Here is a 25,763-nt window from a genome sequence, read left to right on the forward strand (position 1 = left end):
GGCGAGTAAGCTTCTTACAACGGGCCAACACACACTCGAGCATGAGTACGATCTTCAGTCAGATCGTGGAGGGAGAAATTCCCGCGCGAATCGTGTACGAGGACGAGACGACGATCGCCTTCCTCGACGCCAACCCGCTGGCACCGGGGCACACGCTAGTAATCCCCAAAGACGAGTACGAGCGGCTGAACGACGTTCCCGAAGACGTCGCGACGGATCTCTACGCGACCATCCACCGCATGGTCCCCGCCGTCGAGGAGAGTGTCGACGCCGACGCGACCACCGTCGCGTTCAACAACGGCGAGGAAGCCGGACAGGAGGTTCCCCACGTTCACTGCCACATCGTCCCGCGCTTCGAGGGCGACGGTGGCGGCCCTATTCACGCCATGTTCGGCGGACCAGCCGATCTCGAGGACGACGAACTCGACGACATCGCCGACGAGATCGAGTCTCGAGCCTGAGACGGTCCGCTGTAACGATTTCCCGGAGCAACCGCAGGACGGTTCGCGGTTGCTCCGGAAATGACGGACGGCAGTCCGTACGATTCGATCGGTGAACGGCGCGGTCTCGACGGTGCCGTGACGTTTTTACTCTCCGCGCGTGAGCCTCGCGTATGACCATCGCCGGCATCGTCGCCCAGTTCCGCGCTCACCCGGTCGCCACGGCCCTCGAACTGGGCAGCGTCCTCGTCTGTTGCCTGCTGTTCGCGGGAACGTTCGTCCTCCTCTCGAGTGGCGTGCCGACCGGCAGGGGCGATCCGTGGCTGGCGCTGATCGGCGTCGGCGTCGCGTTCGTCCTCTTCTGGACCGTCGTCGTGCCGCTGTACGAACGGACGCTGTAGCCGGTTCGTGATACTGAGTACGTGAATGGAGCAGTGGGTTCTGATGGGAACACGGTGAACGGAGTGTCCTGCTGTCGTGGCAACAGGGAATCGCCACGCCCTCCCCAGCCGATTTCTGCTCACGGGCGCTGCGAGGCGGTGAAACCGCCTCGACGGTCGCGGCGCGTAGCGCCCGTTCGCATGGTTCGCGAAACCTCCGGTTTCGCGCTAACACTCACTCCCTTCGGTCGCTCGCTCATCCACTGGAAGACGCTCCGCGACTTCCAAGCCGTCACTCGCTCTGCTCGCGACGACCACGCGCAATATCGTCGGCCGTCCTCGCTAGCACTCGGCCGGCCGCCAGCGCGCGCCACCGCACACCGGCTGGCCGACCTGGAGTGAACCACAGCTTCCCTCTATCTACTGTGAGTTATGGAGGGAGGTTCGAATACAGAACGGACGACCCCAGTGACGATCAGAACAACGTTCCCAGCAGCAGGTCCCCGTAGACCAGCGCGATCACCAGCCCGACGAACACCGGGACGAGAAACGGCGTTCCCGGCGAGATCCAGACCGTCTCTTCCGTCGCGAGCACCTCGAGACCGTCTCGCAGCGTCTCCGGTGTCGTTCCGTAGGCCGAGCCGTCGATGTCCTCGAGGAAGGCGTCGGCACCCCACGGGTCGTCGTACTCGGGCGCGTCCGATTCCGCGACAGTTTCAGGGACCGCGTCGTCGGCGTCCGACTCGAGCGTCCCACCGTCGCTGCGTGGCTGTCCGGTCGCAGTCACCGCGCCGTCGGTCGGCGGGTTCGGCTCGGCGGGCAGCGTCGCCGGATCGCGGTACCGCTCGGGATCCTCGCGCAGGTCGGCCAGCGAGAGCCCCCGCCAGCGGAGATACATCCGGAGCGCGTCGAGGTCGAGGCCGCCTCGAGAGAGCCCCGACGGCGTCTCGAGCAGGCGGCCGTGGGTCTCCGGAATCCGGTCCCAGGAGACCGGCCAGCCGACGAACATGACCGGCGCGATCCGACCCGCGACGGCGTTTCGGATCGCCAGCGCGATCGGGAGCGCGATCCCAACCAGAACGGCATTGGTCAGGATCGTAAACGAGAACGTTCCGATGGCGGTCGTCTCGGCGATCGGGAACGTCCACGATCCCAGCGCGTACTCGGGGAAGGTCGGAAAGAGGACGGCTAACACGAGCAGCGCTTTCGCGTCGGCCCCGCCGAAGCCGCCGAACCACCAGAACAGGTAGGCGATCGGAACGACCAGTCCCAGGCTGATCGCCGTCGGAATCAGAAACTCGTAGGTCCACGCGTCCCCGCCGGCGCTCCAGGCGAGCCAGCCGTCCCAGATCAACAGCGCAGTGCCCAGCAGGGAAAGGGGGATCCAGACGGCACTCGAGACGCGTCTGGTCTCGATGTCGCGGTAGGCGGTCCAGGCGAAGACGGGGACGGCGACGAGTCGAAGGAAGTCCGGACTCGCCGCCGAGACGCCAGAGACTGTCACGGCTGTCACTCTCGAGCGGAGAATCGTTACGTTTTCGGCTGGGCGGAGAACTCGAGTCGGGACCGGAAGCGCGGCTACTGGACCGGGTGTCCCGCGTCGGCCGTTTCGAGGCGGCGGTTGTGCAGCGCGTCGCCGGTCGCGCGATCGAAGACGTGGATCGCGTCTTCGGGGACGCTGATCGGTACCGTCTCGCCGCTCTCGAGTCGGCGCATCCCGTCGACGGTCGCGACGAGGGAAATGCCGGTGGCGGCCAGGTCAAGGTAGACGACGTTGTCATCGCCCGTCGGTTCGACCACGTCGATCGTCGCCGACAGGGTGTGGGCGTCGGCCGCCGTCACGTCTCCGACTTCGATGTCTTCGGGACGGATCCCGAGGACGAGCTCCGTCGCGTCGCCGAGATTCGACGCCACGTCCGCCGAGATCGGGTAGGAGATACTCTCGTCGGTCGTCACGAGCGCATCCCCCCGTCGCTCGACGTCGATGAAGTTCATCGAGGGTTCGCCGATGAAGTCGGCGACGAAGCGGTTGGCCGGTCGGTGGTAACACTCCAAGGGCGTCCCGACCTGCATCAGCTGCCCGTCGTTGAGGACGGCGATGCGATCGGACATCGTCATCGCCTCGGTCTGGTCGTGCGTGACGTAGACGGTCGTCACGCCGAGTTCCTGCTGAATCCGCTGGAGTTCGGTCCGCATCTGCGAGCGCAGTTTGGCGTCGAGGTTCGACAGCGGTTCGTCCATCAGGAAGACCTCGGGATCGCGGACGATCGCTCGACCGAGCGCGACGCGCTGTTGTTGCCCGCCGGAGAGCTCGCTCGGTTTCCGGTCGAGCAGATCCCCGATTCCCATCATCTCCGCGCTCTCCTCGACGCGGCTGTCGATCGCGTCGTCGCCGAGGTCGGTCGACTCCTCGAGTCCGAAGCGCATGTTCTCCCGCACGGTCATGTGGGGATACAGCGCGTAGGACTGGAACACCATCGCCACGTTCCGGTCTTTGGGCTGGCGGTGTTCGATCGGTTGTCCGTCGAGTTTGATCGAGCCGTCCGTGACCGTCTCGAGGCCGGCGACCATCCGCAGGGTCGTCGACTTGCCACAGCCCGAGGGGCCGACGAGGACGAGGAACTCCCCGTCCTCGATCTCGATCGTTACGTCGTCGACGGCGACGATTTCGCCGTTGCTGTCCTGAAACGTCTTCGTTACGCCGTCGATCGTTACTCCTGTCATCTGTCGTATTTCTCGTAGCTCATACGGTTGCACCTTTCGCGAACTGTTCACCGAACGCGATGTAGACGAGCAGCGTCGGCAGCGCCGCGATGAACGCGCCGGCCATCTGGACGTTGTACATGCTCTGCATCGATCCCGCGAGCGCGTTCAGCTCCATCGTCACCACGAAGTTCTCCGGCGAGTTCAAGAGGACGAGCGCGATCAGGAAGTCGTTCCAGATCTGGGTGAACTGATAGATCAGCGTCACCGCGAACATCGGCACCGACAGCGGCAGGACGATGCGACGGTAGACCCGTCGCTCCGGTGCGCCGTCGAGTCGCGCCGCCTCGAGAATCTCGTCGTTGAGCTTCTGGTAGTACGACCGAAAGAGGATCGTACAGATCGGGATCCCGTAGGCCGTGTGGGTGACGATCAGCTCGAAGAGGCCGGTTCGCTCCGCCAGCGCGTCGCCGACGACTGGAATCAGCACGAGCGTGGCCTCGAGTCCGACCATCGACCAGCCCTGTCGCAGCGGCACGAGAACCGCCTGATAGGGGATGAAGACCGCCGCGAGCAGCAGGGTAACGACGACGAGCTGACCGCGCCAGTCGATCTTCGTGAGTCCGAACGCCATCATGCTCCCGAACAGCGCCGAAAGGATCGTCGCTGGAATGGCGACGAGCGCGCTGTTTACCATCGAACGGCCGAGCCGCGAGAACGCGGTCGACCACGGCTCGAGCGTCGCGACGGCAGGCGACGGCGGGACGAAGGGGAGGGTCGTCGCGAACGCGTTCCCGCCCTTGATCGAGGTCATCAGCCCGCTGACCAGGGGAACGAGGAAGAGAACGGCGACGGCGGCGAGCACTGCGTAGAGGCCGACACGCCGGTAGCCGAGCTGTTCGAACCGCGATTCGGTCGTCTCCTGGGTCGATCCCGATTGCGCGTTACTCATAGGTCACCTCGTCGATACTGTGCGAACGCGTAGGGGGCGATCACGGCGAGCGCCAGCACGAACAGCACCATCGCCACCGCGGATCCGTACGCCCACTCCGGGTTCCCGGAGAACGCCTCGCGGTACATCATGATACCGAGGATGTCGGCCGAGGGACCCGGCTGGCTGCCGCCGTAGATCACGTAGATGAAGTCGAACGCTTTCAGCGCGAAGACCATGAGCACGACCGTCGCGCCCATCGTCGCCGCGCGGAGTTGCGGGATAATTACGCGCCGGTAGAGCCGCAGGGTCGTCGCACCGTCGACGCGGGCCGCCTCGTAGTGGTCGTCGGGGATGGCTCGCAGCGCCGACAGGTAGACGATCATGCAGTAGCCGCTGAACTGCCAGATGAGCGCGATGACGACCGCCCAGAGCTTAAATCGGGGGTCCCCGAGCCAGTCGGGGGCGATCGCACCGAGCCCGACCGTCTGGAGCGCCACGTTGATCACGCCGTCCGAGGCGTTGTACATCCACTTCCAGAAGATAGCGGTGACGACGAACGAGAGGCTCATCGGCAACAGGTAGATCGTCCGAAAGCCGTTGCCAAAGCGAATCTCTCGGTCCATCAGGATCGCCAGGAAGAGCCCGACGCCGAGCGCGATGACGGTAAACGACACCATCAACACGAACGTGTTCCATGTCGCGTTGCGGAACGCGGGATCCTGGAGGAGCTGGAGGTACGTATCCAGCGAGATGGTCGTGTAGTCCGGCTCGCCCAGCCCCTCCCAGTCGGTCAGCGAGATCAGGAAGTTCCACCCGATCGCGCCGTAGACGAACGCGGCCACGAGGGCGAATCCGGGGAGCCAGAACGGGAGCGACCGCACGAACTTGTTCCGACGAAGGGCCTCAAGCAGCGATCCCGACTGCCCGGGATCGGACTCGTCCGATCGGTTGACACTGGACTCGCTGGCGTTGACCCCGCCGTCGGAGCGGAGCTCCGACGAGGATCGCGATCCATCCTCGGACCGCTCACCGCCGTCAGCGCGACGCCCCGACGAGGACCGCGGGGCTCGAGACGAGTCCGTCCCTGAGTCGGCCGACTGCCGGAGGCGCTGTACGAGCCGCTCGATCATGTGTCTGAAACAGCGTGTCGGTGGGCCATCTTTACTCGAGTTTGTCGACGATGCCGTCGTAGGCCTCGTCGGCGTCCCAGTTTTCGGCCATCGCCGTCATGACGCTCTCGACGCCCGACTGCTTGCCCGGCGACAGTGCCAGCCCGTGTGCCATCGACGGCGGCTGTTCGTCGGCGGACTGGAACTGCTCGATCTGGCGCTGGTGGAAGTCGGTGTACTCCTCGGTGTCGACGTCGTCCCGCGGCGGAATCGATCCCTTGTTCTGGTTGAACCGCCGCTGTGCGTCCGGCGTCGCCACGTACTGGAGGAACGCGAGCGTCGCATTCGGGGACGGATTGTTCTTCGGGAAAACGAAGGAGTCCATGTTCAGGGCGTACATCCCTGCCGTTCCCGGGAACGGGATGTAGTCCCAGTCGTTCTCGAAGTCGAACCCGTCCTCACCGAGGTACTGGCCGGCGGCCCAGTCGCCGTTGTGGTGGAACGCCGCGTCGCCGGCGATGACGTCGCCGTTTGCCTCGTCCCACGAGACGGAACTCGCGTCCCCGGGGAAGTACTCCGAGAACTCGACGACCCGCTCGAGCGAGCTGCGGACGGTCTCCTCGTTCCCCGAGACGTCGCCATTGATTACCGAGTCGTACGTCTCCGCACCGCCCTCGGCCAGCAACGTCATCGCCCACAGCTGGACCATCATGAACGTGCTCGTCGACTGGGCGAAACCGGTGTATCCGGCGTCGTCGACGGTTGCGAGCGCGTCGAGGAAGTCACCTGGACTCTCGAGAGAGGCCGGATCGACGCCCGCATCCTCGAGCACCGACACGTTGTAGAACACGTTGTTGAGCCGGTGGATGTTGATCGGGACCGCGTAGTACGTCCCGTCGATCTGGGATTGCTCCTCTGGACCCGGGAGGTAGGCGTCCCGCATGTCGCTCTCCCAGACGTGTTCGCCGATATCGAACAGGAGGTCTTCGTCGGTGTACGTCGTCAGCGTCTGCCCGGGCCAGGTCTGGAACGTGCTCGGCGGATCGTTGTCGACCATCCGACTGCGAATGTCCGTCTCGAGTGCGCTGCCGCCGCCACCGGGCGACTCCTGTAGCTCGTAGTCGATGTCGGGATGTTCCGACTCGAATCCCGACACGAGGGCATTGATCGCGTCGGCTTCGCCGCCCGCGGTCCACCAGTGGGCGATCTCGAGCGTCTCGTACTCGCTCTCCTCGAGGTCGTCGTCGAGCACCTCGTCGAGCGAGTCAGCGTTCGATCCACCGCCACCGAGGCAGCCGGCCAGCGCCAGCCCGCCTGCAGCACCCATCGCGCCGAGAACGTGACGCCGCCGCAGCGTCGGTTCGTTGGTTTCCCTTTCGATTGACATAGTGAAGTCTAGTACGAACAACCATTGCAGGTCGTCTATAATAAAGGTTAGTGTTATTAATTCGTATTTGAGTAAAGCATTGGCAGAAAGATCGAGCCGGAACGAGAGACGCTTGGCTGCATCGGAAATGAAGCGGCGGACGGCTCGAAGCGACACCGACGAAACGTGAAGGCCTGTCCGTTCGTGCTAACAAGACGACGGTCATGAGAGAGGGCGCGGCGTTTTCGACCCTGTACGTCGGCGTTCTGCTCGCAGTCCCAGGGCTGCTAGCCTGGGTAACCGGACAGGCGTTTATTTTTCCGAGTCTTGGGCCCTCCGCATTCCTGTTAGCGACGATTCGAGAAGGGGAGGTCACCGCGCCTCGACGGGTGATCGGCGGGCACTGTATCGGCGTCGTGGCCGGACTACTCGCGTATCACGCGATCGCACCCGATCTCGGCGTGAGCGTAACCACGTCCGCACCGGCGCTCGCGACCGCACAGCTCCGATTCGTCGCTAGCGGTGTGGTCGCCGTCGTGCTCACCTCGGGTGGGATGCTGGCGACCGAGACGGTCCATCCGCCCGCCTGTGCGACGACGCTGATCGTCTCGCTTGGGCTCCTCTCCTCGATCATCGATGGCGCGCTCATCGTGTTCGCCGTCGTCGTCCTCGTCGCCGCGCACAAGCTCGTCATGCACGGGCGACCGTTCGGTTACTACGGTCCGCTCGGGTAGTGACCGCGGCGGTCCCGTCGAAAGTCGGCGGAGACGAACAAATATCAGCGACAGGTATTTGCGAGTATGTGCGCTGACCGCTGGCCAGTCGGCGGGGCGATCGGCCTCGTCGTCGGCCCGATCGTCGGATACGCGCTGCAACACGCGACGCGAACGAGCAACATCACGGTCGTTTGCCGCGATCGGGACGCCTGCCGATTGGGTCTCTGTGCGCCGGGAATACGGCCGTACGTGAGTAGCGTCTGGATGGATCAAAACACCGACCTGCTACGGGTGGACAACGTAGACGAATACTGCGAACACGTACCGAACTGAAAGAGCGCGGGCGAACGCGGGGACAGAACGAATCGAGACTGGCACTGCCCGTCATGGGCACCCTGATCGCCGCGGTATTCGTCGTCGCGACGGCGTGCGGAACTGCGTCGGGGGACAGCGCATCGGCCCGTAAAATCGGCTATCAGCCCTCGCGGCTGGCTCCGAGCGACGAGAGCAGCGACTACGGGTGGGCTCGAGCACCGGAAAAAACGTCGGTGGTGTGGCCACAGCGTGGCCCGTTCAGCTTAAATGACGCGGTTCTGCAGGTAGTCGAGGTGTTTGGCGTTGTAAACAATTTTGACTTCATCGGTTTCGGCCGAGCCGATACAAGTCAGGCGGACGTCCTTCTCCTCGACCTCCTCGTCGGAGAGGATCTGCTGCATGTCCATGTTGATCTCGCCGTCGAAGACGATCGCCGCACAGTTCGCACAGGCACCGGCTCGGCACGAGAACGGCCAGTCGTAGCCCTGCGCCTCGGCCGCCTCGAGGATGTATTCGCCCTCGGCGACGTCGAGCGTGCCGTAATCCTCCTCGTCGAGGCCGGCGTCGCTGGCCTCGTCGAAGAGGTCGTCGTCGTCCATGTCCCAGCCCTGGTCGTCCAGTACTTCGTAATTGAGGTATTCTACCGTGGGCATCACTCTGCGGTTCGAGGGCCGCATTGGTATAGCTTGCTGTTCAGTCCTAAATTGTCTTTGAGTCAGAATTGACCAATTCGAAGGAAAGAATGCGGTGATTCTATACAAGACCAGTGATCGAACGGGAGAGAAAAAAGAAATGTCCGAACGTGTTCCCCCGAGCGGCGCGTTTGTTGCCGGATTCGAAAGCGGCGTCACTCGTCCTGACACCGGTCCGTGGACCCGCGAGGAGTCACTCGAGGCCACCGCTACCCGGTCGTGGCAGTCTACCGGCTCACGCTTCGTCGCGGTTCGGCTATAGTAGCCACTGAAAGTCATTGCACAGCTGATCGCAGGTCAACAGCCCAATCCGACGATTACTGTCACGAGTCGGAACGGAACGACGAATGGCACGGTGCGACGGAGACGGGGTACCGGTTCGTCAGCGATCGACTACTGGGTTCTAGGCCCTCAAAACCCGAATATCGGGATGAACCGGAAGGTGAGATAGGCGCCGATCGTCGAAATCGCTGGGACGACGTTCTGCATGAGGATCACGCGAGCGGTCGTCGAGGGGTCGAACAGATCCGACGCCTGCGGGATGTCCTCGGGCTCTTCCTCGCCGATCTGGGGGGAGCGTTCGCCCTCCTCCTCGGCGGTCAGCGCACCGACCGAGACGCGCGTTTCCTCGCCGGCTCTGACTCCCGACAGGGTCGTCGTTCGGGTGGCTCGTCCCCAGCCCAGCCCGACGATACTCATCGTCGCGATGACGACGAAGCTCGCGGGGATGCCGATCGACGAGAGTCCCACGACGATTCCCGAACTGATCACGGCGACGACGATCGCCGCCGTCAGCGGGAGGTGCGTAATATCGTTACCGAGCGTGTCGAGGGTGCGGCGGGCGATGGTAAAGCAGCCGACCGCGACCGCCGCCGAACCGATCAGGATCAGCGGCACCATAGCGACGTCGCCGGTACCGTAGATCGGCGCGATCGCGTTGGCGATGTTGCTCGTTCCCGATGCGAAGCCCATCAGACAACCGATTCCGACGACGACCATCGCACCCGTGATTTCCCGGCGGGTGGCGTCAGCGCCGAACTGGAGCCGTGGGGCGAGCCCCGAGCGGTCGATCGTGACCATCGGTCGTCCCTCTTCATTCCCTTCGATGGCGACCCAGGCGTTGATTCGGGGGTAGAAGTACCGCCCGACGACGCCCGCGACCCAGAAGCCGGTGATCGGGGCCACGACCCACCAGATGACGATCTCGCCCAGCACCTCGAGGTCGAGTTCACCGGTCGCCATTCCCAGGGCGGCGATCGCGCCGACCGCGGTCATCGACGTCGAGGCGGGGACGCCGGCGTAGTTGCCGACGAACAGCGCGCCGCCGATGAAGAAGAGCACGGCGACGTTCGATCGCATCGTGAAGATCGACGTGTCGGTGACGAGGTCGTTGCCGAGCGTATCGACGACCTGCGGACCGATGGTATAGGCCCCGACGAAGAAGAATACCGACATCAGTCCGGCGGCCATCACCTTCGTGATCACGTTCGCGCCGACGGCCGGCCCGAACGCGGGCCCGGTCGTCGAGCCGCCGATGTTGAACCCGACAAAGACGGCGACGAGAATCCCGACGATCAGCAGTACTTCCGGCACGTTCGGTAGTCATGCGATCCGACCCTAAAAACGCGCTTATTTGTGGCAGTGTCGGCGAGCTACCAGTTAGTCCCCACTCGATCGAGAGTTGACGATACGCTACTCGTGCCTGCTCGAGCCGAAGCAATCGGAGCGAAAACGCCGACGACGATAATGGTGGTTCGTCTCGACCGCGATCCAAAAGGACTTCCCGAATCGGACCCTGTCCTATAATATCATGTTATCACACGCGTACTCAGTGCAGTCGGGCGGCGATCCGAAGAACGGACGACAGTCCTCGCGATCGGAGAGCACGTCGATCGATGGGGTTGCGACAGTTGGTCGGCTATGAGACCGGCGCGCATCGACGCGATCATCGACTTCGCGTACGGCGGGTTGATTCTGCTCGCGGTCGTCCTCATCGCGACGCTCGATATTCGGGTCGGGTTGACGTTCGGGCTGGGGGTCTTCTCCTCGTACGTCCTCCACGTCGTCTGGAAGATGGCCCGGTTCGATCCCGACTGGATGACGTCGACCGTCCAGGAAACCGTCGAGAAGTCGGTCGAGCGGTCGGTCGAGGAAACGGTCGGCGACACCGTCGAGAAACAGGTCGAAGAAACGGTCGATAAGACAGTCGGCGACACCGTCGAGCAAACCGTCAGTGAGACCGTCGAAGAGACGGTGGATCAGACAGTCGGTGAAACCGTCGAAAAAACGGTGAGTGAAACCGTCGAAGAAACGGTTGAAGAAACGGTCGGTGAAACCGTCAAAGAAACGGTCGACGAAACGGTCAAAGAAACAGTCGATGAGACGGTCGGTGAAACCGTCGAGGAGACGGTCGAAGAAACGGTCGGCGACCAACTCGAGGAGGTACAGGCCAAGGTCGAGTCCGTCGACGAACGCGTCGACCGTCGGCCTCGAGAGGACGAAGTCGAAGAACTGCTCGAGGAATCGGACGACGGTGACCGGGGCGACCGTACCGAGAACTGAGCGGTTCCGAACTATCCCGTTCACCGAACGACCACGACTGGAACCGGTGACCGACGAACGACCGTTTCCGCGACGTCCCCGACGAACAGTCGTTCCGAAACGGTTCCACCGTATGTCCCGATCACGACCGTCTCATAGTCGTCAGCGCGGTTGATGATCGTACGAACCGGATGGCCGAGTTCGACAATGGTCTCGAGGTCCGCGAGACCGTTGGTGTCCGCCGGAGTTCGCGCGTGATCGAAGACCGGCTGTGCGAGTTCCTGCGCTTCGTCCTCGAGATCGTCGGCGAGCGCGAAGCCGACTGCCTCGCCCCACATCAACGATGGTTCGCCTACGACGGTCAGGACGGTTATATCGGCGTCCGGGTAGGCCTCGAGGGTGTACTCGAGTGCACGTTCGCTCATCTCCGAACCGTTCAGCGGAACGAGAACGCGACCGACGACGACAGAGAGAATAATCCCGAGGAGTTACCCGACGAATGGAACTGCGACGAAGAAGCCGTAGGCGAGAATCGTCGACATCGACGGGCCGATGATCCACATCGAGACGTACTTCATGATGGCCCGCGGGTTGAACAGATCGCCCGCATTCAGGACCTCCTCGGACTCTTCCTCGCCGATCCGCGTGACCGGGGCCTCTGGCTCCGCCTTCAGTGCACCCATCGACATCTCCGCGTCGACCTGACCGCGAACGGCGTCTCGAGCCGTGACGGGACGGGTGGCTCGCCCCCAGCCCAGTCCGACGATCGTCATCACCGACGCCATCACGAGGCTGATCGGAATCCCGGCCGCCGAGAGCAGGGTCGTAATCGTCGAGGCGGTGATCATGACGACGAGAGCCGCGAGTAACGGGATATCGCTGAGTTCGCTGCCGACGGACTCCATCGTCCGGCGGGCGATAGTAAAGCCGCCCAGCCCGATCGCGACGGTTGCGATGATAATCGCGTTATCGGCCCCGAGCGCGCCGCTGCTGACCAGTGGCGCAACTGCGTTCGGGACGTTGCTCGCACCGGCGCTGAACGCCATGTAACAGCCGATAACGAGGACGACTATCGTCCCGACGAGTTCCTGACCGGTCGTGTTCGGACCGAGGCCGATCGACGGAAGCGATCCGGTCCGGTCGACGGTGAGCAACGACCCCTCGGTCGCCGAGATCTCGAACCGTCGATTGAGTTCCGGGTAGATGTACCGGCCGACGAACGCGCCGATCCAGAGGGCGAGGATCGGCGTGACGATCCACCACGAGATGATCCAACCGATCGTCTCGAAGTCGAGCGTTCCCGTGGCCAGCCCCAGTCCCGCGATCGCCCCGACGGTCGTCATCGACGTCGGGACGGGGACGCCGAAGATGTTCGCGATAAGAATCCCCAGTCCGATGAAGAAGAGAACGGCGACGCCCGCCGCGAGCGAGATTTCGATCGCGATGATGTCGCCGCTGAGCGTGTCCATCACGTTTCTGCCGACGGTCCAGCCGCCGAGAAAGACGAAGAAGGTCATCAGTCCGGCCGCGGACGCCTTGCTGAGGAGACCGGCACCCACAGCGGGCCCCCACGCGATCCCGGTCGACGAGCCGCCGATATTGAATCCGACGAAAATCGAGGCGACGATTCCCACCAGTAGAACGGTTTCGACCATCCAGCGGTAGTAAAAGGATGCTCCTGAAAGAAGTACTGAAACTGATCGCAGCAAGAGCGCCGCGATACTGCAACCCGGCGACACCCTCGCGCGACTATCGGCGCGAACGCCTCGGCCGATAGTTCGACTGACGGCTCGCGTCACGACGGTCGGCGGACCCACTCACACCCCCCAGAAGACCGCGATTCCGAGGACGGTCACGATCGACAACACCACCTGCAGCGGCGCGCCGATCCGGGCGTAGTCACCGAAGCGGTAGCCGCCGGGGCCGTAGACGAACAGATTCGTCTGGTAGCCGATCGGGCCCAGAAACGCGGTGCTCGCGGCGAAGGTCACCGCGAGCACGAACGCGAACGGGTTCGCGCCGATTCCTGCGGCTGCCGCTGCCGCGACGGGAATCAGAAGAACGACACTGGCGTTGTTGCTGATAATGTTGGTCAGCAGCGCCGTGAGCAGGTAGAACAGCCAGAGGACCACGATTTCGGGAAGCGGTCCCGCGGCCTCGACTACCGCGAACGCGAGCAGCGCCGCTCCGCCGCTGTCCTCGAGAGCGATCCCCAGCGGGATCACGCCCGCCAGCAGAAAGATGATATCCCACTCGACGGCGTCGTAGAGCTCGTTTGGCTCGAGCACGCCCGTGACGACCATCGCGACGACGCCCGCGAGCGCGGAGATCAGGATCGGGTAGAACTCGAGGGCGGCGACGACGACGACGCCGAGCATGATGGCGACGGCGATCGGCGCTTTCTCCGTGCGGTAGTCAGGTCGGGGCGGTTCGCGGGCGACGATGACGTCGTCCCCGCGGGCGAGCCGGTCGAGCGCGTCCGGCGGTGCCTGAACGAGCAGCGTATCGCCGACGGCGAGACGCTTGCCGACGATGCGCTCGCCGACGAGTTCGCCGCGACTCCGCAACCCGAGCACGGCGGCGTCGAACTCCTCACGGAACCACTCGAGATCGAGGTGCTCGCCCACGAGTTGCGAATCGAGCGAGACGACCAGTTCCGTGAGTACGCCGTCGGCCGCTGTCATGGTGTCCGTGGCTCCGTCCGAGCAGCCGACCGGTTCGACACCGGTGGCGTCCTCGAGGGCTGTAATCGCGTCGCGGTCGGTCCGGACGACGAGGACATCGCCCTCCTCGAGGGGTGTCCCCTGGCGCGGCGCGATCGACCGCTCCTCGTCGCGGACGACCTGTACCACGTCGATATCGGGCCCGAACGCTGCGGTCGCGTCGCGGACCGTCCCGCCCGCGAGCGGGGAGCCCGGAACGATCGCGACGTCGACGACGTAGTCCCCGACCGCGTACTCCTCGAGGTAGTCGGTCCGCGGCGGGACTCGCTCGGGTAAGAGATAGTGACCGATGAAGATCAGGTACAGCGAGCCGACGATGACGACGATTGCGCCAAGTTGCGTGAACTCGAACATCGAAAACCGGTGGAGTTCGGGGTACTCGGAACCGAGGCGGGCGCTGATATCGCTTGCGAGAATGTTGGTCGAGGTACCGATGAGCGTGAGCATGCCGCCCAACTGCGAGGCGTACGAGAGTGGGATCAGTAGCTTCGACGGCGACGTGTTCCCCCTGTTCGCGACATCGGTAACGACCGGCACCAGGAGCGCGACGACCGGCGTATTGTTCAGAAAGCCGGAAACAGGGGCGGTGGCGGCAACGGTCGCGAACACCTGCTTTCGAGTGCTTTCGCCCGCGAACGCAGCCATCCGCCGTCCCAGTTCCTGAACGATTCCGGTCCGGCTGATGCCGCCGCTCAGGATCAGCATGGCCAGCACGGTGATCGTCGCCTCGTTCGCAAAGCCCGAGATGCCGGTCTCGGGATCGATGCCGGTCCAGGGCTCGAGCACGACTAACACCACGATCAGCAAGATCGCGGTCACGTCGATCGGCAGGCGCTCGGTGAGAAAGAGGACGAGCGCGAAGACGACGACGCCGAACACGACGAGCATGTCGGTCGTCACGTCGGATCGGGGCACAGTCGCCTGTGCGAGGAAATCGCACGCCGACAACGGCATGAGACGAGGCACACCGACCACACATGTAATAATTCTGTTGGAAAGAGAAACAGTGTCGTAGCGATGGTCGTTCGACGAAACCGTCGCCTTTACTCGCGCCGACCTCGCGCACTCGAGTATGAACAGCGACGACGCGAGTGGCGAGTTCGAGGTGATTCCGGCGGTCGATATTCAGGACGGCGAAGTCGTCCAGCTGGTCCAGGGGGAACGGGGAACGGAGAAGACCTACGGTGATCCCGTCGAGGCGGCCCGGCGGTGGATCGACGCCGGCGCGAGGACGCTGCACCTCGTCGACCTCGACGGCGCGTTCGAAGGCGAGCGACGTAATGCGGACGCTATCGACGCCGTGATCGACGCCGTCGACGTCCCGACCCAGTTGGGCGGCGGGATCCGCACCGCTGAGGGCGCGATCGACTTGCTCGAGCGCGGCGTCGACCGCGTCATTCTCGGCACTGCAGCGGTCGAGAACCCCGATATCGTGGCCGAAATCAGCGAATCCCACCCCGACAGCGTGGTCGTCAGTCTCGACGCGAAGGACGGCGAGGTCGTCGTCGAAGGGTGGACCGAAGGCGCGGGAATTTCGCCCGTCGAGGCCGCACAGCGGTACGACGACCTCGGAGCCGCCGCGATCCTCTTTACGAACGTCGACGTCGAGGGGCAACTCGAGGGGGTCGCGACCGATCCCGTCCGCGAACTGGTCGACGCGACCGACATCCCCGTCATCGCAAGCGGCGGTGTCGCGACGCTCGAGGACGTCCGAGCGCTCGAGGGGGCCGGTGCGGCGGCCGTCGTCGTCGGCAGCGCGCTGTACGAAGGGAATTTCACGCTCGAGGATGCACAGGCGGCGGTCGACGCCGAGGAGTAGTCACACTTAGCCCGTTTTCAGTGGCCGGGAGCACGGCTCGAGCAACGCGAGAGCCGTGTGACCCGGGGAAGGGCAGGCGTTTTTCCAACATTCACCGCGAGCGACCGAAGGGAGCGAGCGGACCGACGACCGATGTGAAGTGAACGCAGTGAACAGAACGGAGGGAGGAGTGTTTTTCATCAAAGTTTTGCCGAGTGCGGTCGCTCTGCGACCGCACGCAGCGCAAAAGTTTGGTTTAGGAACGCCAGAATTCCGGCGTCAGGAGGACCAGAACCGGGATCATTTCGATGCGGCCGATCCACATCATGACGATCATCACGGCGCGAGTAAGCGGCGAGAAGGCGAGATAGTTGTCGAACGGGCCGGCGACGCCGAACGCGGGCCCGATGTTGAGGAAGATCGAGGCGGCCGCACCGAGGGCGTCGAACTCGTCGACGGGGGTGCCGATTCGGGCGGCGTCGACGACGATGACGACCGTCAGCAGGAAGAAGATCACGAGCGCGAGCACGAGCGGTCCGCCTCACGCAACGGCGAGCCACTTCAGGATGGTTCCAGTGAGACTACAGCTCGAGCGCCAATCGACGCGCAGCGACATCTAGTACCAATCACGTAGGTAACGGGAGGGATAACAGTTCGGAACGGTGCTGACGGGACGGAGCGGAATCGAAACGGATGAGATGCGATTGCCGGCCGCGAACCGAGCGATCAGTACTGCTTGTAGCCGTGCCCCAGGTAGAGCGCGAAGACGTTGGCCGCCAGCAGGACGACGAACGTCAGCGTTACCGCCGGATCGCCGAGTCCCTGTGCGAGGAGGGGGAGATGGACGAAGGGGAGCGCGATAGCAACCCAGAACGAGAGGAACTGGGCGGGGCCTTTGACCGATCGGAGTATTCGGCTTCGGTCGTGCTGGGGCTCCGGCTCAGGGTTCGACGGAGCGAGCGATTCGTTCGTGACGGGGGAGGAGTTGGACATCGAGACGGGACACCTCTTCTTGAATACGACATTCACTCCCTTGATCATATAACGGCACGAATATTGTCGCCGTTTCGGCCCGTTTTACCGGCGTACTGTAATCGTACTATCGTTTTTAGACGCTTTCAGAGACCGTTAGACGTTTTACTATCCGATCTGATGCATTTTCCCGGAATTGTCTTCGAATTGGATCGTTTTGCGCTCCGATCGGCGGCTGGAGCCCGCGAGGAGACGAGCGGAATTTCCTTGTACCGTGGGCGGCATGAGTTCGTCATGAGCGAGCGAACGGCGACCCGTACGCGCGAGACGGCCGAGACCTCGATCGAGTGTACGCTCACGGTCGACGGGACCGGGACGGCCGCGATCGACACCGGCATCGGTTTCTTCGACCACATGCTGACGTCGTTCGCCAAGCACGGCCTGTTCGACCTCGAGGTCGAGTGCGACGGCGACCTCGAGATCGACGACCACCACACGGTCGAGGACGTGGCGATCGTCCTCGGCGAGGCGTTCGACGAGGCGCTGGGCGATCGATCGGGGATCGTCCGGTACGCCGACCGGCGGGTGCCGCTGGACGAGGCGGTCGCGGGGGCCGTCGTCGACGTGAGCGGTCGACCGCGGTTTTACTTCGATGGGACCTTCTCTCAAGAGTCGATCGGCGGGTTCACCAGCGACATGGCCCGCCACTTCGGCGAATCGCTGGCGATGAACGCCGGAGTGACGCTTCACCTCGAGGTCACCGGCGAGAACGCCCACCACGAGGTCGAGGCGCTGTTCAAGGCGCTGACCCGAGCGCTCGACGACGCGACGCGGATCGACGACCGACGAGAGGGAGCGCCCAGCACGAAGGGAACGCTCTAGTCGTCGACTACCGCTGTAGCGATTGCACGTATTTGGGAGAAAAAGAGAGCGGTGCCTCGAGTCGATACCGGACGACCGTATCCGGTCTGCTACGGACGGCGCAGTGTCCCCTGCTCTTCGACGAACTCGCCGTTCTCGACGGCGTGATCGACGACCGCTTCGACCTCGTGGCGCTCGAGGTCGTAGGCACCCGCGGCGAGCTCCTCGACGGCGCTTCGCGTCATGGGAAACTCGCGGTTCCGAAGGAGCCGGATGACCTTTCGGTAGGTCGCAGGTGGGCGGGCCGACGCGGACGGCGAGTCCTCGTCGCTGGATCCGACGGCCGACTCCGATCGCTCGTCGGCGTCGCCTTCGGTCGCGGTACCGGACGCGTTCGCCGTCTCGCCGTCATCCGGTGTCTCGCCCTCATCCGGTGTCTCGCCCTCATCCACCGTTTCGGTGCCGGTCGGACGCTCGTCGCGCTCGAACGTGATCCCCTCGTCGCGAGTCGCGGCGGTGTTCGGCTCGGTTTCGGTGCTGTTCGGATCGTCTCCGGCGGCGAGATTCGAACCGTCTACAGTCGACTCGTCGTCGGTCGTCTCGAGGGCGTCGGCGGCCCCATCGGCGGCCTCGACAGCCGTCTCGGCCCCGGCGCGGGCGAGCAGCGGTTCGAGCAGCGTCTCGAGTCGCTCGCTGCAGTCGGAACAGCAGACGACGCGGCGCTGTTCGGCCTCCGTCGGCTCGAGTTCGGGCGGGACGATTTCGAACGCGCCGACGGCGTCGTCGGCACAGAAGTCACAGTTCCGGAGTGCGCGCATACTGTCGGCAATCACGGAGAACGTAAAAAATCATCCGTCAGACGAACAGTCACGCGAGCGTATTGCTCTCCGCGCTCGAGACGAACCGCTGACAGAGTGCGAAACCGATCACCGGGCATTATATTGACGCGTGCGTACACCCGGCAACGAATGTTCGACGAGATCATGGAGAAGTTCGAGGGATCGCCGAGTCAGCAGGCCGTGATCCGCCTGCTGCTCGAGCGGGGCTTCTCCGTCAACGACGACGGGAGAGTCGTCTCTGGCGGCATCGAGATTCCGAACACGGGGATCGCTCGCGAGATCGGCGTCGACCGACGGGTCGTCGACTCGACGACCGACGTCATCCTCGAGGATCCCGAACTCCGGCGCATCTTCCAGAACATCTCGCAGGTGCCGAGCCTGATGGACCTCGCGCCGGTGTTGGATCTGACGGTGCTGTCGGTCGCCGTCGACAATGCTGAACAGGAGGGGATCGTCGCCCAGGTCACGGGAACGCTCGCGGACAACGGCATCTCGATCCGCCAGACCATCAGCGAGGACCCCGAGTTCACCGACGAGCCTAGACTCTACCTGATCACCGACGAAACGCTCCCGGGCGAGGTGATCACCGAGATCCGCGACCTCGAGTTCGTCCGAAAGATCGAACTCCAGTAATCCGCGCGATTCAATCGCCAGCGTCGTCTGGAGGGGCCGCGGCGACGGCGTCTGCGAACTCGTCGAGCACCGACGCGAGCGCGCTCGTCAGTTCCTCGAAGCGCTCGATCGACATGTCGTCGGTCGTCACCCAGACGCCGTGGGGGCCGCGGATCACGCGCGAGAGAAAGCCGTTCTCGAACATGCGGATCGTCGCCTCGTACTCGCCGAGTTGCGTGTTCCGGTAGGCCGACTGCGAGTGAAATCCCAGCCGCTCGTGGTCGGCGAAACCGACCAGATCGGCGGTCTGCTCGAGGTCCGAGCGGAGATACAGTTGTTCGACATCGTCCTCGGTGAAGTAGGTGATACTCCGCAGCTCGTCCCCGACCGTCGTCCGACAGACGCTGTGAATTTCGTCCGCGAGCTCGGAATCGATTGTGTCGCCGTTCATGTGTGCACACATAGCACCCGAGAATAATAGCGTCTGGGGTCCGGGCGAACCCAACGGGACGGCGACGCTCGCGGCGCGCGGGGGACCGACGGTCTCTTTCCATCGGCCGACGAATCGCCGCCATGAGCAGCGTCGGGGCCCAACAGCGAGGGGGTGGCCGATCGTGAGCAGCGCGTACCGAACCGTCGCGGCCGCCGCCACCGCCGAGTTCGTCGTGCAGGGGTCGGAATTCATCGGCCACGTCCGACCGGTCGACTCCGTCCCGGCCGCCGAAGCGTTCATTGACGCCGTCGAAGAGGAATACGCCGACGCGACCCACAACGTGCCCGCCTATCGCGTTCGAGACGGCGACGACGGGACCGACGGCCACTTTCTCCGGGAGTACTCGAGCGACGACGGCGAACCCTCGGGTTCGGCCGGTAAACCAGCACTGAACGTCCTCACGCAACAGGAGCTCGAGAACTGTGCGGTCGTGGTGACCCGCTACTACGGCGGGACGAACCTGGGCGTCGGCGGCCTCGTCCGGGCGTACTCCCGCGCGGTGAAGGAAGCAGTCGAGGCGGCAGAGGTCGTCGAAGAACGACCGCACGAGCAGCTGGCGATCACCGTCGCGTACGACGACTCGGGGACCGTTCGCTCGATCCTCGAGAGCGAGGGCTACGAGTTCGAGGCCGACTACGAGGCCGAGGTCAGTTTCGACGTTCGGGTCCCGCTCGCCGAGGGCGGCGCGCTTCGGGATCGGGTTCGGAGCGCGACGAGCGGCCGAGCCGACCTCGAGTGACCGTACAGGCGAAACAGCCATCGATAGCGGCCGTTCGAGACCCTGTTACGGCGTTTGATACTCTGTTACGACGTTCCAGGTGCCCCGTTCCGGAGGGACTGTCGGTGGCGTTCGATCTCCGTCCGTGCGGCCTCGAGGTCGGCGAGTTGGTCGCGTTCGAAGCGCACGTCGAAGAGGCCCCGATCGAGGACGAGTTCGTCCTCGCGCAGTCGAACGTGCGAGATGTCGGACCAGCGCACGAGCGAGCGGGTGTACGGTCGTCGCTTGACGAGACCGGCATCGTGGACGTGGATTGCAGGTGACTCACCCAGCGATCCGACCCGCCACCGCCCTTCGGCGAGGCTGGTGACTACCCAGAAGATCGCGAGCCCCGTCCACACGATCGACGACAGCCAGTCACCGGTGGTCGCGTTGGCCGCGCCCAGTAACAGCCACACGGCGAGGACGACCGCGTCAAGTTTCGGGGTCCCCGGCGGCTCCCACTGCCACGTCGCAGCGGGCTCGTCGTCGGTGATCGAATCGACGTAGCAGCTCTCCGCCAGCCGCATGACGACGTAGCCGGTGACCGCCACGGCGACGCCAAGCGCCGCGACGACGAGGCGAAACTCGAGCCAGCCGAGTAGCGCAGCGCCGACGGCGACGCCGAACGGTGTCGCCGAGAAGGGGAGTGAAACCCGTCGAAGCCAGCTTCGACCGAGATGTGTCGGGAGTTCGCGGTACCGCCTCGCGAGGACGATACCCACGAGCGCACCGACGAGGAGACCGACCGCGGCCGTTCCGAGGACGGCGATTCGAGTCGACTCCGTGAGAGTCACGGCGATCGCGGCGAGGCCACCGACGAGCGGACCGACGTAGCCGGCGAACGCGAATCGAAACGCCGGTTTCGCCGTTCCGGTGTGCCGGTTGTCAGTCATGAGCGACCCTATGTCGGTTCGTGTTAAAATGGTATGGTTATCGCCGCGGATAGTACTGTCGTGACCGTCCGTTCGATGATCGGTTCGTCTGGATCGAGCGACGGGATATTCCGTAGACTGCAGCGGGGTTCGACCGGAAACGGAGGGGTTGCAAGGGTCATCGATATCCGCGTCTCGCTCCTCCGGTGAAACATGGAGAGAAACGTGGGCGGGTTCGACCGCCTCGGCCGCGGTATCCTCGCAGCGATACTCCTCGTGGTCGGCTACCGAAACCGAACTCGGACGCTCGGCGCGCTGGCGTTCATCGCCGGGAGCGACCTCCTCGCGACTGCCGTCATCCGGCGCTGTCCGGTGAACGCGCTGCTCGGGATCGACACCTGCGGAACCGAGTAACGGTGGTACAGCGACGCCGCGAGCCGCTCGAGACCGTGCGCTTGCGACCCGCTTACTCGTCGGGGTCGTACGGTACGGCGTCGCCGTCGACCGGCGGCGCACCGATCGCGACGACCGAGACCGAACTGTCGGCGTCTTCGGGATTGTAGGCCCGATGCGGTGCCTCGGGTTCGGCCGCGAACATCGATCCCGCAGGGACCTCGAGTTCGCCCTCGGGCGTCTCGACGTGGAGCGTGCCCGAGAGGACGACGAACGCTTCTTCCTGCGTTTCGTGATAGTGGTAGGCCAGCGGTAACTGTTCGCCCGGCTCCGCGTCGAATCGGTTGATCGCGACGGCGTCCATCCCGGCCGCATCGCTCAGTCGGCGGAGGTCGCAGGGACGCTCGTCGACGCGCTCGAGATCGTCCGGATCGACGACGCTGTAGTCCATGCGGTTCGATTCGGACCGATCCGCAAAAGTCCGTCGGCGCTCGTCGAACGCGCGGCCGCTCGGGAAGGGTCGATCGACGGACGCTCAGGTCGTTCGGAACGCGCGGTCGCCGGCGTCGCCGAGGCCGGGGACGATGAACCCGTCCTCGTCGAGGCGGTCGTCGATCGACACCGTCAGCAGGTCGGCCTCGTCGAACTCCTCGTTGACGCGAAGGAGCCCCTCCGGTGCCGACACGGCCGAGAGGACGATCAGGTTCTCCGGTCGGATCGCGTTATCGACGATGTGTTCGAGGACGGTACACATCGTACTCCCCGTTGCGAGCATCGGGTCGGCGATGATGACCGTGTCCTCCTCGTGGATCTCGGGCAGTTTGACGTAGTCGACCGTAATGGGGAAGGAACCGTCCTCGGCGCGGCCGGCTTCCTCGTCCCGACTCGCGCTGATGACCCCCTGTCGCGCTCGCGGGAAGGCCTTCAGCAGTCCCTCGACGAACGGCGTCGCGGCGCGCAAGACGTTGATGATCACGACGTCGTCGAGGCCGCGGACGCGCTCGCCCATCGTCTGCTCGAGGGGCGTCTCGATCTCGACGTACTCGGTCTCCATCCGGCCGTCGATGATCTCGTACCCACAAATTCGACCGAGTTTGACCAGCCCCTTGCGGAAGCTGACCTGCTCGGTCTCGACGTCGCGAATGCGCGAGAGGGTGTCCTTCGCCAGTGCGTGCGTGATAAGGTGGGCGTTATCCCGGTCTTCGATCGTCATATCCCAACAGCCACTCGCCGGGTAGTTCACAGTATCGATCAGCCACAGTCGGGGACCAGTGTGCCGTCTCGAGACACCGCTCGAATATGAGAGGGGCGTTACCACAGTTCAAATGCAAACCGATCGATCGGTTCCATCGGGACAGGCGGGTGACGGCAGAGAAGTTTATACCTGTCCGCACGCTATCAGTCGGCCAGCCGAATGGAAGAGAGCATCTCGGGGTTCAAAGTTCGCGGTGACTGGGGCGACATCGTCGAACACGGCGAGCGGATCACGCGCGCGCTTCGAGACGCCGGCGTCCACGATCCGGATCGAGACGCCGACGCGCGTTACGCCACCGCGTTCGACGAGTGGGACGAGTGGCGCCCCAAGGCCCACGAAACCCTCGATTCCGACGTCAGTGAAAAGACCGCCGATCAGGCCAGCGTCGAGGAGGGCAAAGGCGAAAAAGCCGGCAAAGAGCCGGACGAAGACATCAAGACCGCCGGCGAGAAACTCTCGGAGTCGTACGAACAGCTCGAGGAGGACGACGCCGGGGCCGCGATGGACAACTGGAAGGAGTCGATCGATTACGTCGCGCGGGCGGCCGACTCCGCGAGCCGCAAGGCCCTGCGCCGGGTCGAGGACACGGTCTACCAGAACGTGATGACCCAGCTCGCGCCCTACTACTTCGACAACGAACTCGTCAGCGCCAACGTCCAGCAGTCGACGCGCAACGGCGGCAACGGCGAGCAGTTCGTCTTCGAGGTCAACGTCAACGACGACGACCTGAAAGACGAGGTCTCCGACCGCCTCGCCGAGTACGAAGACGAGGTCGACCGCTGGCACGTCGAAGTCGAGAAGGACACCGACGCCGCCGAGGCCATCGAAGGCGCGGAGCCGCCACCGGAACAGGACGACAACTCGCGGTCGACGACGAACTGAGCGAGCCGACCGCTGTGCGCTGCTGGCGGCCGTCACTGTCGACCGACAGTCGGCACACACTTGTAGGGGCACCCAAAAGGAGCCGAGTAGATGGTCGATATCGCCACGTTCGGCACCTTCGCCGTGGCCGCAGTTGCGAGTCTCTTTATGGCCTGGGCGATCGGTGCCGGCTCGAGCGGCTCGACGCCGTTCGCGCCGGCCGTCGGCGCGAACGCGATTTCGGTGATGCGAGCCGGTTTTCTCGTCGGATTGCTCGGTTTCGCCGGTGCAGTCCTGCAGGGCGCGAACGTCTCCGAGGCGGTCGGGACCGGACTGATCGGCGGCGTGACGCTGTCGTCGCTCGCCGCCACGATCGCTCTGCTGATCGCGGCCGGCCTGGTGGCGATCGGGATCTTCACGGGGTATCCGATAGCGACGGCGTTTACCGTCACGGGGGCGGTCATCGGGACCGGGCTCGCCATGGGCGGCGACCCCGCGTGGGCGAAGTACACCGAGATCGCCACGCTGTGGGTGCTGACGCCGTTCGTCGGCGGTGGTATCGCCTACGCGGTCGCTCGGGCCCTCCGCGCCGAAGCGGTCGCTGAAGAGTACCTCATCATCGTGCTGGCCGCCGTCGTCGGCGCGATCGTCGCCAACATCGAGTTCGCGATCCTCGGCTCGCCGGGAGCCGGCGGGGCGTCGATCGCGCAGGTCGCGGGCGGTTCGCTCCCCGGACCGGCGATCGCCGGGACCGCGGCTGCGACGCTCATCATCGCGGCGGTCTGGGCGGGGGCAATCGCGCTGGATCTCAACAACGGGACCGAACGCGGCGAGCGACACTTCCTGCTCATCCTCGGCGGACTCGTCGCGTTCTCCGCCGGCGGCAGTCAGGTCGGGCTGGCGATCGGGCCGCTGATCCCCCTCTCGGACGAACTCGAGCTCCCGCTGATCGCGATGCTCGTCGGCGGCGGCTTCGGGCTCCTGGTCGGATCGTGGACCGGCGCACCGCGAATGATCAAGGCGATCTCGCAGGACTACTCCTCGCTCGGGCCGCGACGCTCGATCGCCGCGCTCATCCCCTCCTTTATCATCGCGCAGGCCGCGGTCCTCTACGGTATCCCGGTCTCGTTCAACGAGATCATCGTCAGCGCGATCATCGGGAGCGGCTACGCCGCGGCCGGCGCTGGCGGCGGCGTCAGCCCCCGCAAAATGGGCTTTACCGTACTCGCGTGGATCGGTTCGCTCGCCGGCGCGATCGCCGTCTCCTACGTCGCCTACGTCGCTATCGCTGCGGTCTTGCTCTGAGACGGACTCCTTGAAGTCATTTCTACAGCAGACCGGACGAGTCGAGCAACATCGAACAGTCTTTACACGACGGGTCGCGAGTGCGAGTATGGACGAGGACGCCGTCGACGTCACCGGAAGTCCCGAGACGACCCAGTGGCGACGCGACGCGAGCACCTCGCGAACCGTTCGGCTCCTGTGGACCTTCGGCGTCGGCACCTTCTTCGCCGCGATCGGCACCGTCGTCAGCTGGCGGCTGTACAGGGTTGCCGGCGAGATCGGCGGCGGTGCCGTCGTCATCGCCCTCATCGCCGCGCTGGCCGCCACGGTCCTCACCCTCGCTGCCACGGACGACACCGAACGGCATCTCGAGCGGCTCACCCGACCGCTCCCCGTCGACGTCCCGTCGGGAACGAAACTGGATCGAGCGATGGACGCCGCCGTCGGTGCGGTCGTGATGGGTGCAGTCATCGGCGCGCTGATGGCGGTCGGTCGGTACGTCTCGCAGAACGAGCTACTGGCCGTCGGTGCCGGTCCCTTTACCGGAGCGGCCGCGCTACTGATTCCGATCGCCCTCTTCGCGCTCGTGTTCGCCTCGTTCCTCCAGTCGGTCGGCGCGCTCGACCGCGAGGACCGCACGATCTACCTCTACGAACCGGACCAGGCGATCGATCTCGCCGTGATAGAAGACGTTTCGATCCGGTCGATCGGCGACAGTGCCGTGGTGACGCTCAGCTACGCCCAGCCGGACGGCCAGTACGTCCAGGGCCCGAGACGACTCGTCGTCCCGCCCGCGATCTCACGTGACATCGCAGCGATCGTCGACGCACAGCGCTGACCGATC

Annotated in this window: 29 protein-coding genes and 1 pseudogene; 13 read left to right on the top strand and 17 right to left on the bottom strand. The window is 64.6% G+C overall.

What is annotated here, in order from left to right; translation table 11 throughout:
* The first annotated feature begins 41 nt into the window (after nucleotides 1–41).
* Together LDH74_RS16570 and LDH74_RS16575 are read left to right on the top strand one after the other, a co-directional pair.
* Nucleotides 42–461 (top strand): HIT family protein, encoded by a 420-nt coding sequence (locus LDH74_RS16570; protein WP_226039801.1) that lies wholly within the window; start codon nucleotides 42–44, stop codon nucleotides 459–461.
* 152 nt (nucleotides 462–613) lie between these two features.
* On the top strand, nucleotides 614–841 hold the full coding sequence (locus LDH74_RS16575; RefSeq protein WP_098725081.1) for a hypothetical protein: 228 nt from the start codon (nucleotides 614–616) through the stop codon (nucleotides 839–841).
* A 454-nt stretch (nucleotides 842–1,295) separates the two neighbouring features.
* On the opposite strand, the gene LDH74_RS16580 is transcribed toward LDH74_RS16575, so the two are convergent.
* From LDH74_RS16580 to LDH74_RS16600, 5 genes are all read right to left on the bottom strand, one after another.
* Nucleotides 1,296–2,324, bottom strand: coding sequence for an A24 family peptidase (locus tag LDH74_RS16580; protein WP_226039802.1), 1,029 nt, complete (start codon nucleotides 2,322–2,324; stop codon nucleotides 1,296–1,298).
* A gap of 74 nt (nucleotides 2,325–2,398) precedes the next feature.
* Nucleotides 2,399–3,544 carry a sn-glycerol-3-phosphate ABC transporter ATP-binding protein UgpC gene (ugpC, locus tag LDH74_RS16585; protein ID WP_226039803.1) on the bottom strand — a complete coding sequence of 382 codons (1,146 nt, stop codon included), beginning with the start codon at nucleotides 3,542–3,544 and terminating at the stop codon, nucleotides 2,399–2,401.
* Between the two features lie 19 nt (nucleotides 3,545–3,563).
* The gene (locus LDH74_RS16590) at nucleotides 3,564–4,475 is read right to left on the bottom strand and encodes a carbohydrate ABC transporter permease (protein WP_226039804.1); all 912 of its coding nucleotides are present in this window, start codon (nucleotides 4,473–4,475) and stop codon (nucleotides 3,564–3,566) included.
* Nucleotides 4,472–5,587 (bottom strand): sugar ABC transporter permease, encoded by a 1,116-nt coding sequence (locus LDH74_RS16595; protein ID WP_226039805.1) that lies wholly within the window; start codon nucleotides 5,585–5,587, stop codon nucleotides 4,472–4,474. Before LDH74_RS16595 ends, LDH74_RS16590 begins: the two co-directional genes overlap by 4 nt.
* A gap of 31 nt (nucleotides 5,588–5,618) precedes the next feature.
* The gene (locus LDH74_RS16600) at nucleotides 5,619–6,953 is read right to left on the bottom strand and encodes an ABC transporter substrate-binding protein (RefSeq protein ID WP_226039806.1); all 1,335 of its coding nucleotides are present in this window, start codon (nucleotides 6,951–6,953) and stop codon (nucleotides 5,619–5,621) included.
* A gap of 203 nt (nucleotides 6,954–7,156) precedes the next feature.
* On the opposite strand from LDH74_RS16600, the gene LDH74_RS16605 reads away from it, so the two are divergent.
* Nucleotides 7,157–7,666 (top strand): HPP family protein, encoded by a 510-nt coding sequence (locus LDH74_RS16605; protein ID WP_226039807.1) that lies wholly within the window; start codon nucleotides 7,157–7,159, stop codon nucleotides 7,664–7,666.
* A 66-nt stretch (nucleotides 7,667–7,732) separates the two neighbouring features.
* Nucleotides 7,733–7,981: a hypothetical protein gene (locus tag LDH74_RS16610; protein ID WP_226039808.1), complete on the top strand. Its 249-nt coding sequence runs from the start codon at nucleotides 7,733–7,735 to the stop codon at nucleotides 7,979–7,981.
* Between the two features lie 245 nt (nucleotides 7,982–8,226).
* On the opposite strand, the gene fer is transcribed toward LDH74_RS16610, so the two are convergent.
* Nucleotides 8,227–8,616: a ferredoxin Fer gene (fer, locus tag LDH74_RS16615; protein ID WP_226039809.1), complete on the bottom strand. Its 390-nt coding sequence runs from the start codon at nucleotides 8,614–8,616 to the stop codon at nucleotides 8,227–8,229.
* Nucleotides 8,617–9,066: 450 nt separating this feature from the next.
* A complete protein-coding gene (locus LDH74_RS16620) occupies nucleotides 9,067–10,248 on the bottom strand; it encodes an inorganic phosphate transporter (RefSeq protein WP_226039810.1) in 1,182 nt (393 codons plus the stop codon).
* 327 nt (nucleotides 10,249–10,575) lie between these two features.
* On the opposite strand from LDH74_RS16620, the gene LDH74_RS16625 reads away from it, so the two are divergent.
* Complete coding sequence (locus LDH74_RS16625) at nucleotides 10,576–11,217, top strand: hypothetical protein (RefSeq protein WP_226039811.1); 642 nt, start codon at nucleotides 10,576–10,578, stop codon at nucleotides 11,215–11,217.
* A 20-nt stretch (nucleotides 11,218–11,237) separates the two neighbouring features.
* On the opposite strand, the gene LDH74_RS16630 is transcribed toward LDH74_RS16625, so the two are convergent.
* The 3 genes from LDH74_RS16630 to LDH74_RS16640 form a co-directional block, all read right to left on the bottom strand.
* Nucleotides 11,238–11,672 carry a universal stress protein gene (locus LDH74_RS16630; protein ID WP_255680991.1) on the bottom strand — a complete coding sequence of 145 codons (435 nt, stop codon included), beginning with the start codon at nucleotides 11,670–11,672 and terminating at the stop codon, nucleotides 11,238–11,240.
* Nucleotides 11,673–11,684: 12 nt separating this feature from the next.
* Nucleotides 11,685–12,851 carry an inorganic phosphate transporter gene (locus LDH74_RS16635; RefSeq protein ID WP_226039812.1) on the bottom strand — a complete coding sequence of 389 codons (1,167 nt, stop codon included), beginning with the start codon at nucleotides 12,849–12,851 and terminating at the stop codon, nucleotides 11,685–11,687.
* A gap of 162 nt (nucleotides 12,852–13,013) precedes the next feature.
* Nucleotides 13,014–14,873, bottom strand: coding sequence for an SLC13 family permease (locus LDH74_RS16640; RefSeq protein WP_226039813.1), 1,860 nt, complete (start codon nucleotides 14,871–14,873; stop codon nucleotides 13,014–13,016).
* Between the two features lie 118 nt (nucleotides 14,874–14,991).
* Here LDH74_RS16640 and hisA point away from each other — a divergent pair, with 118 nt between their 5' ends.
* The gene (gene hisA / locus LDH74_RS16645; RefSeq protein ID WP_226039814.1) at nucleotides 14,992–15,738 is read left to right on the top strand and encodes a 1-(5-phosphoribosyl)-5-[(5-phosphoribosylamino)methylideneamino]imidazole-4-carboxamide isomerase; all 747 of its coding nucleotides are present in this window, start codon (nucleotides 14,992–14,994) and stop codon (nucleotides 15,736–15,738) included.
* Nucleotides 15,739–15,973: 235 nt separating this feature from the next.
* Here the strand turns inward: hisA and LDH74_RS16650 are convergent.
* Nucleotides 15,974–16,249, bottom strand: a pseudogene (locus LDH74_RS16650) (potassium transporter TrkG); the annotation flags it as partial.
* 194 nt (nucleotides 16,250–16,443) lie between these two features.
* Nucleotides 16,444–16,710: a hypothetical protein gene (locus LDH74_RS16655; protein ID WP_226039815.1), complete on the bottom strand. Its 267-nt coding sequence runs from the start codon at nucleotides 16,708–16,710 to the stop codon at nucleotides 16,444–16,446.
* Nucleotides 16,711–16,983: 273 nt separating this feature from the next.
* Between LDH74_RS16655 and hisB the strand changes: the two genes are divergently transcribed.
* Complete coding sequence (gene hisB / locus LDH74_RS16660; protein WP_226039816.1) at nucleotides 16,984–17,571, top strand: imidazoleglycerol-phosphate dehydratase HisB; 588 nt, start codon at nucleotides 16,984–16,986, stop codon at nucleotides 17,569–17,571.
* An 89-nt stretch (nucleotides 17,572–17,660) separates the two neighbouring features.
* On the opposite strand, the gene LDH74_RS16665 is transcribed toward hisB, so the two are convergent.
* Entirely contained in the window at nucleotides 17,661–18,368 is a 708-nt protein-coding gene (locus LDH74_RS16665) for a hypothetical protein (protein ID WP_226039817.1), read from the bottom strand.
* A gap of 150 nt (nucleotides 18,369–18,518) precedes the next feature.
* Between LDH74_RS16665 and LDH74_RS16670 the strand changes: the two genes are divergently transcribed.
* A complete protein-coding gene (locus LDH74_RS16670; protein ID WP_226039818.1) occupies nucleotides 18,519–19,022 on the top strand; it encodes an amino acid-binding protein in 504 nt (167 codons plus the stop codon).
* Between the two features lie 10 nt (nucleotides 19,023–19,032).
* Here LDH74_RS16670 and LDH74_RS16675 read toward each other — a convergent pair whose 3' ends face one another.
* Nucleotides 19,033–19,452 (bottom strand): hypothetical protein, encoded by a 420-nt coding sequence (locus LDH74_RS16675; RefSeq protein WP_226039819.1) that lies wholly within the window; start codon nucleotides 19,450–19,452, stop codon nucleotides 19,033–19,035.
* Between the two features lie 163 nt (nucleotides 19,453–19,615).
* Here LDH74_RS16675 and LDH74_RS16680 point away from each other — a divergent pair, with 163 nt between their 5' ends.
* Entirely contained in the window at nucleotides 19,616–20,233 is a 618-nt protein-coding gene (locus LDH74_RS16680; RefSeq protein WP_226039820.1) for a YigZ family protein, read from the top strand.
* A gap of 65 nt (nucleotides 20,234–20,298) precedes the next feature.
* Here the strand turns inward: LDH74_RS16680 and LDH74_RS16685 are convergent, their stop codons facing one another.
* Nucleotides 20,299–21,147 carry a hypothetical protein gene (locus LDH74_RS16685; RefSeq protein WP_226039821.1) on the bottom strand — a complete coding sequence of 283 codons (849 nt, stop codon included), beginning with the start codon at nucleotides 21,145–21,147 and terminating at the stop codon, nucleotides 20,299–20,301.
* Between the two features lie 192 nt (nucleotides 21,148–21,339).
* On the opposite strand from LDH74_RS16685, the gene LDH74_RS16690 reads away from it, so the two are divergent.
* Nucleotides 21,340–21,540: a DUF2892 domain-containing protein gene (locus LDH74_RS16690; protein WP_226039822.1), complete on the top strand. Its 201-nt coding sequence runs from the start codon at nucleotides 21,340–21,342 to the stop codon at nucleotides 21,538–21,540.
* Between the two features lie 52 nt (nucleotides 21,541–21,592).
* On the opposite strand, the gene LDH74_RS16695 is transcribed toward LDH74_RS16690, so the two are convergent.
* A complete protein-coding gene (locus tag LDH74_RS16695) occupies nucleotides 21,593–21,970 on the bottom strand; it encodes a cupin domain-containing protein (RefSeq protein ID WP_226039823.1) in 378 nt (125 codons plus the stop codon).
* Nucleotides 21,971–22,054: 84 nt separating this feature from the next.
* Nucleotides 22,055–22,732: a uracil phosphoribosyltransferase gene (upp, locus tag LDH74_RS16700; protein ID WP_226039824.1), complete on the bottom strand. Its 678-nt coding sequence runs from the start codon at nucleotides 22,730–22,732 to the stop codon at nucleotides 22,055–22,057.
* Between the two features lie 201 nt (nucleotides 22,733–22,933).
* On the opposite strand from upp, the gene LDH74_RS16705 reads away from it, so the two are divergent.
* The 3 genes from LDH74_RS16705 to LDH74_RS16715 all read left to right on the top strand — a co-directional run bounded on the left by LDH74_RS16705 (nucleotide 22,934) and on the right by LDH74_RS16715 (nucleotide 25,757).
* Complete coding sequence (locus LDH74_RS16705; RefSeq protein WP_226039825.1) at nucleotides 22,934–23,656, top strand: DUF5828 family protein; 723 nt, start codon at nucleotides 22,934–22,936, stop codon at nucleotides 23,654–23,656.
* Between the two features lie 90 nt (nucleotides 23,657–23,746).
* Nucleotides 23,747–24,940, top strand: coding sequence for an inorganic phosphate transporter (locus LDH74_RS16710; protein ID WP_226039826.1), 1,194 nt, complete (start codon nucleotides 23,747–23,749; stop codon nucleotides 24,938–24,940).
* Nucleotides 24,941–25,028: 88 nt separating this feature from the next.
* The gene (locus LDH74_RS16715) at nucleotides 25,029–25,757 is read left to right on the top strand and encodes a hypothetical protein (protein WP_226039827.1); all 729 of its coding nucleotides are present in this window, start codon (nucleotides 25,029–25,031) and stop codon (nucleotides 25,755–25,757) included.
* Nucleotides 25,758–25,763: the final 6 nt, after the last annotated feature.

The organism is Natrinema sp. DC36, from assembly GCF_020405225.1.
Taxonomy (GTDB): domain Archaea; phylum Halobacteriota; class Halobacteria; order Halobacteriales; family Natrialbaceae; genus Natrinema.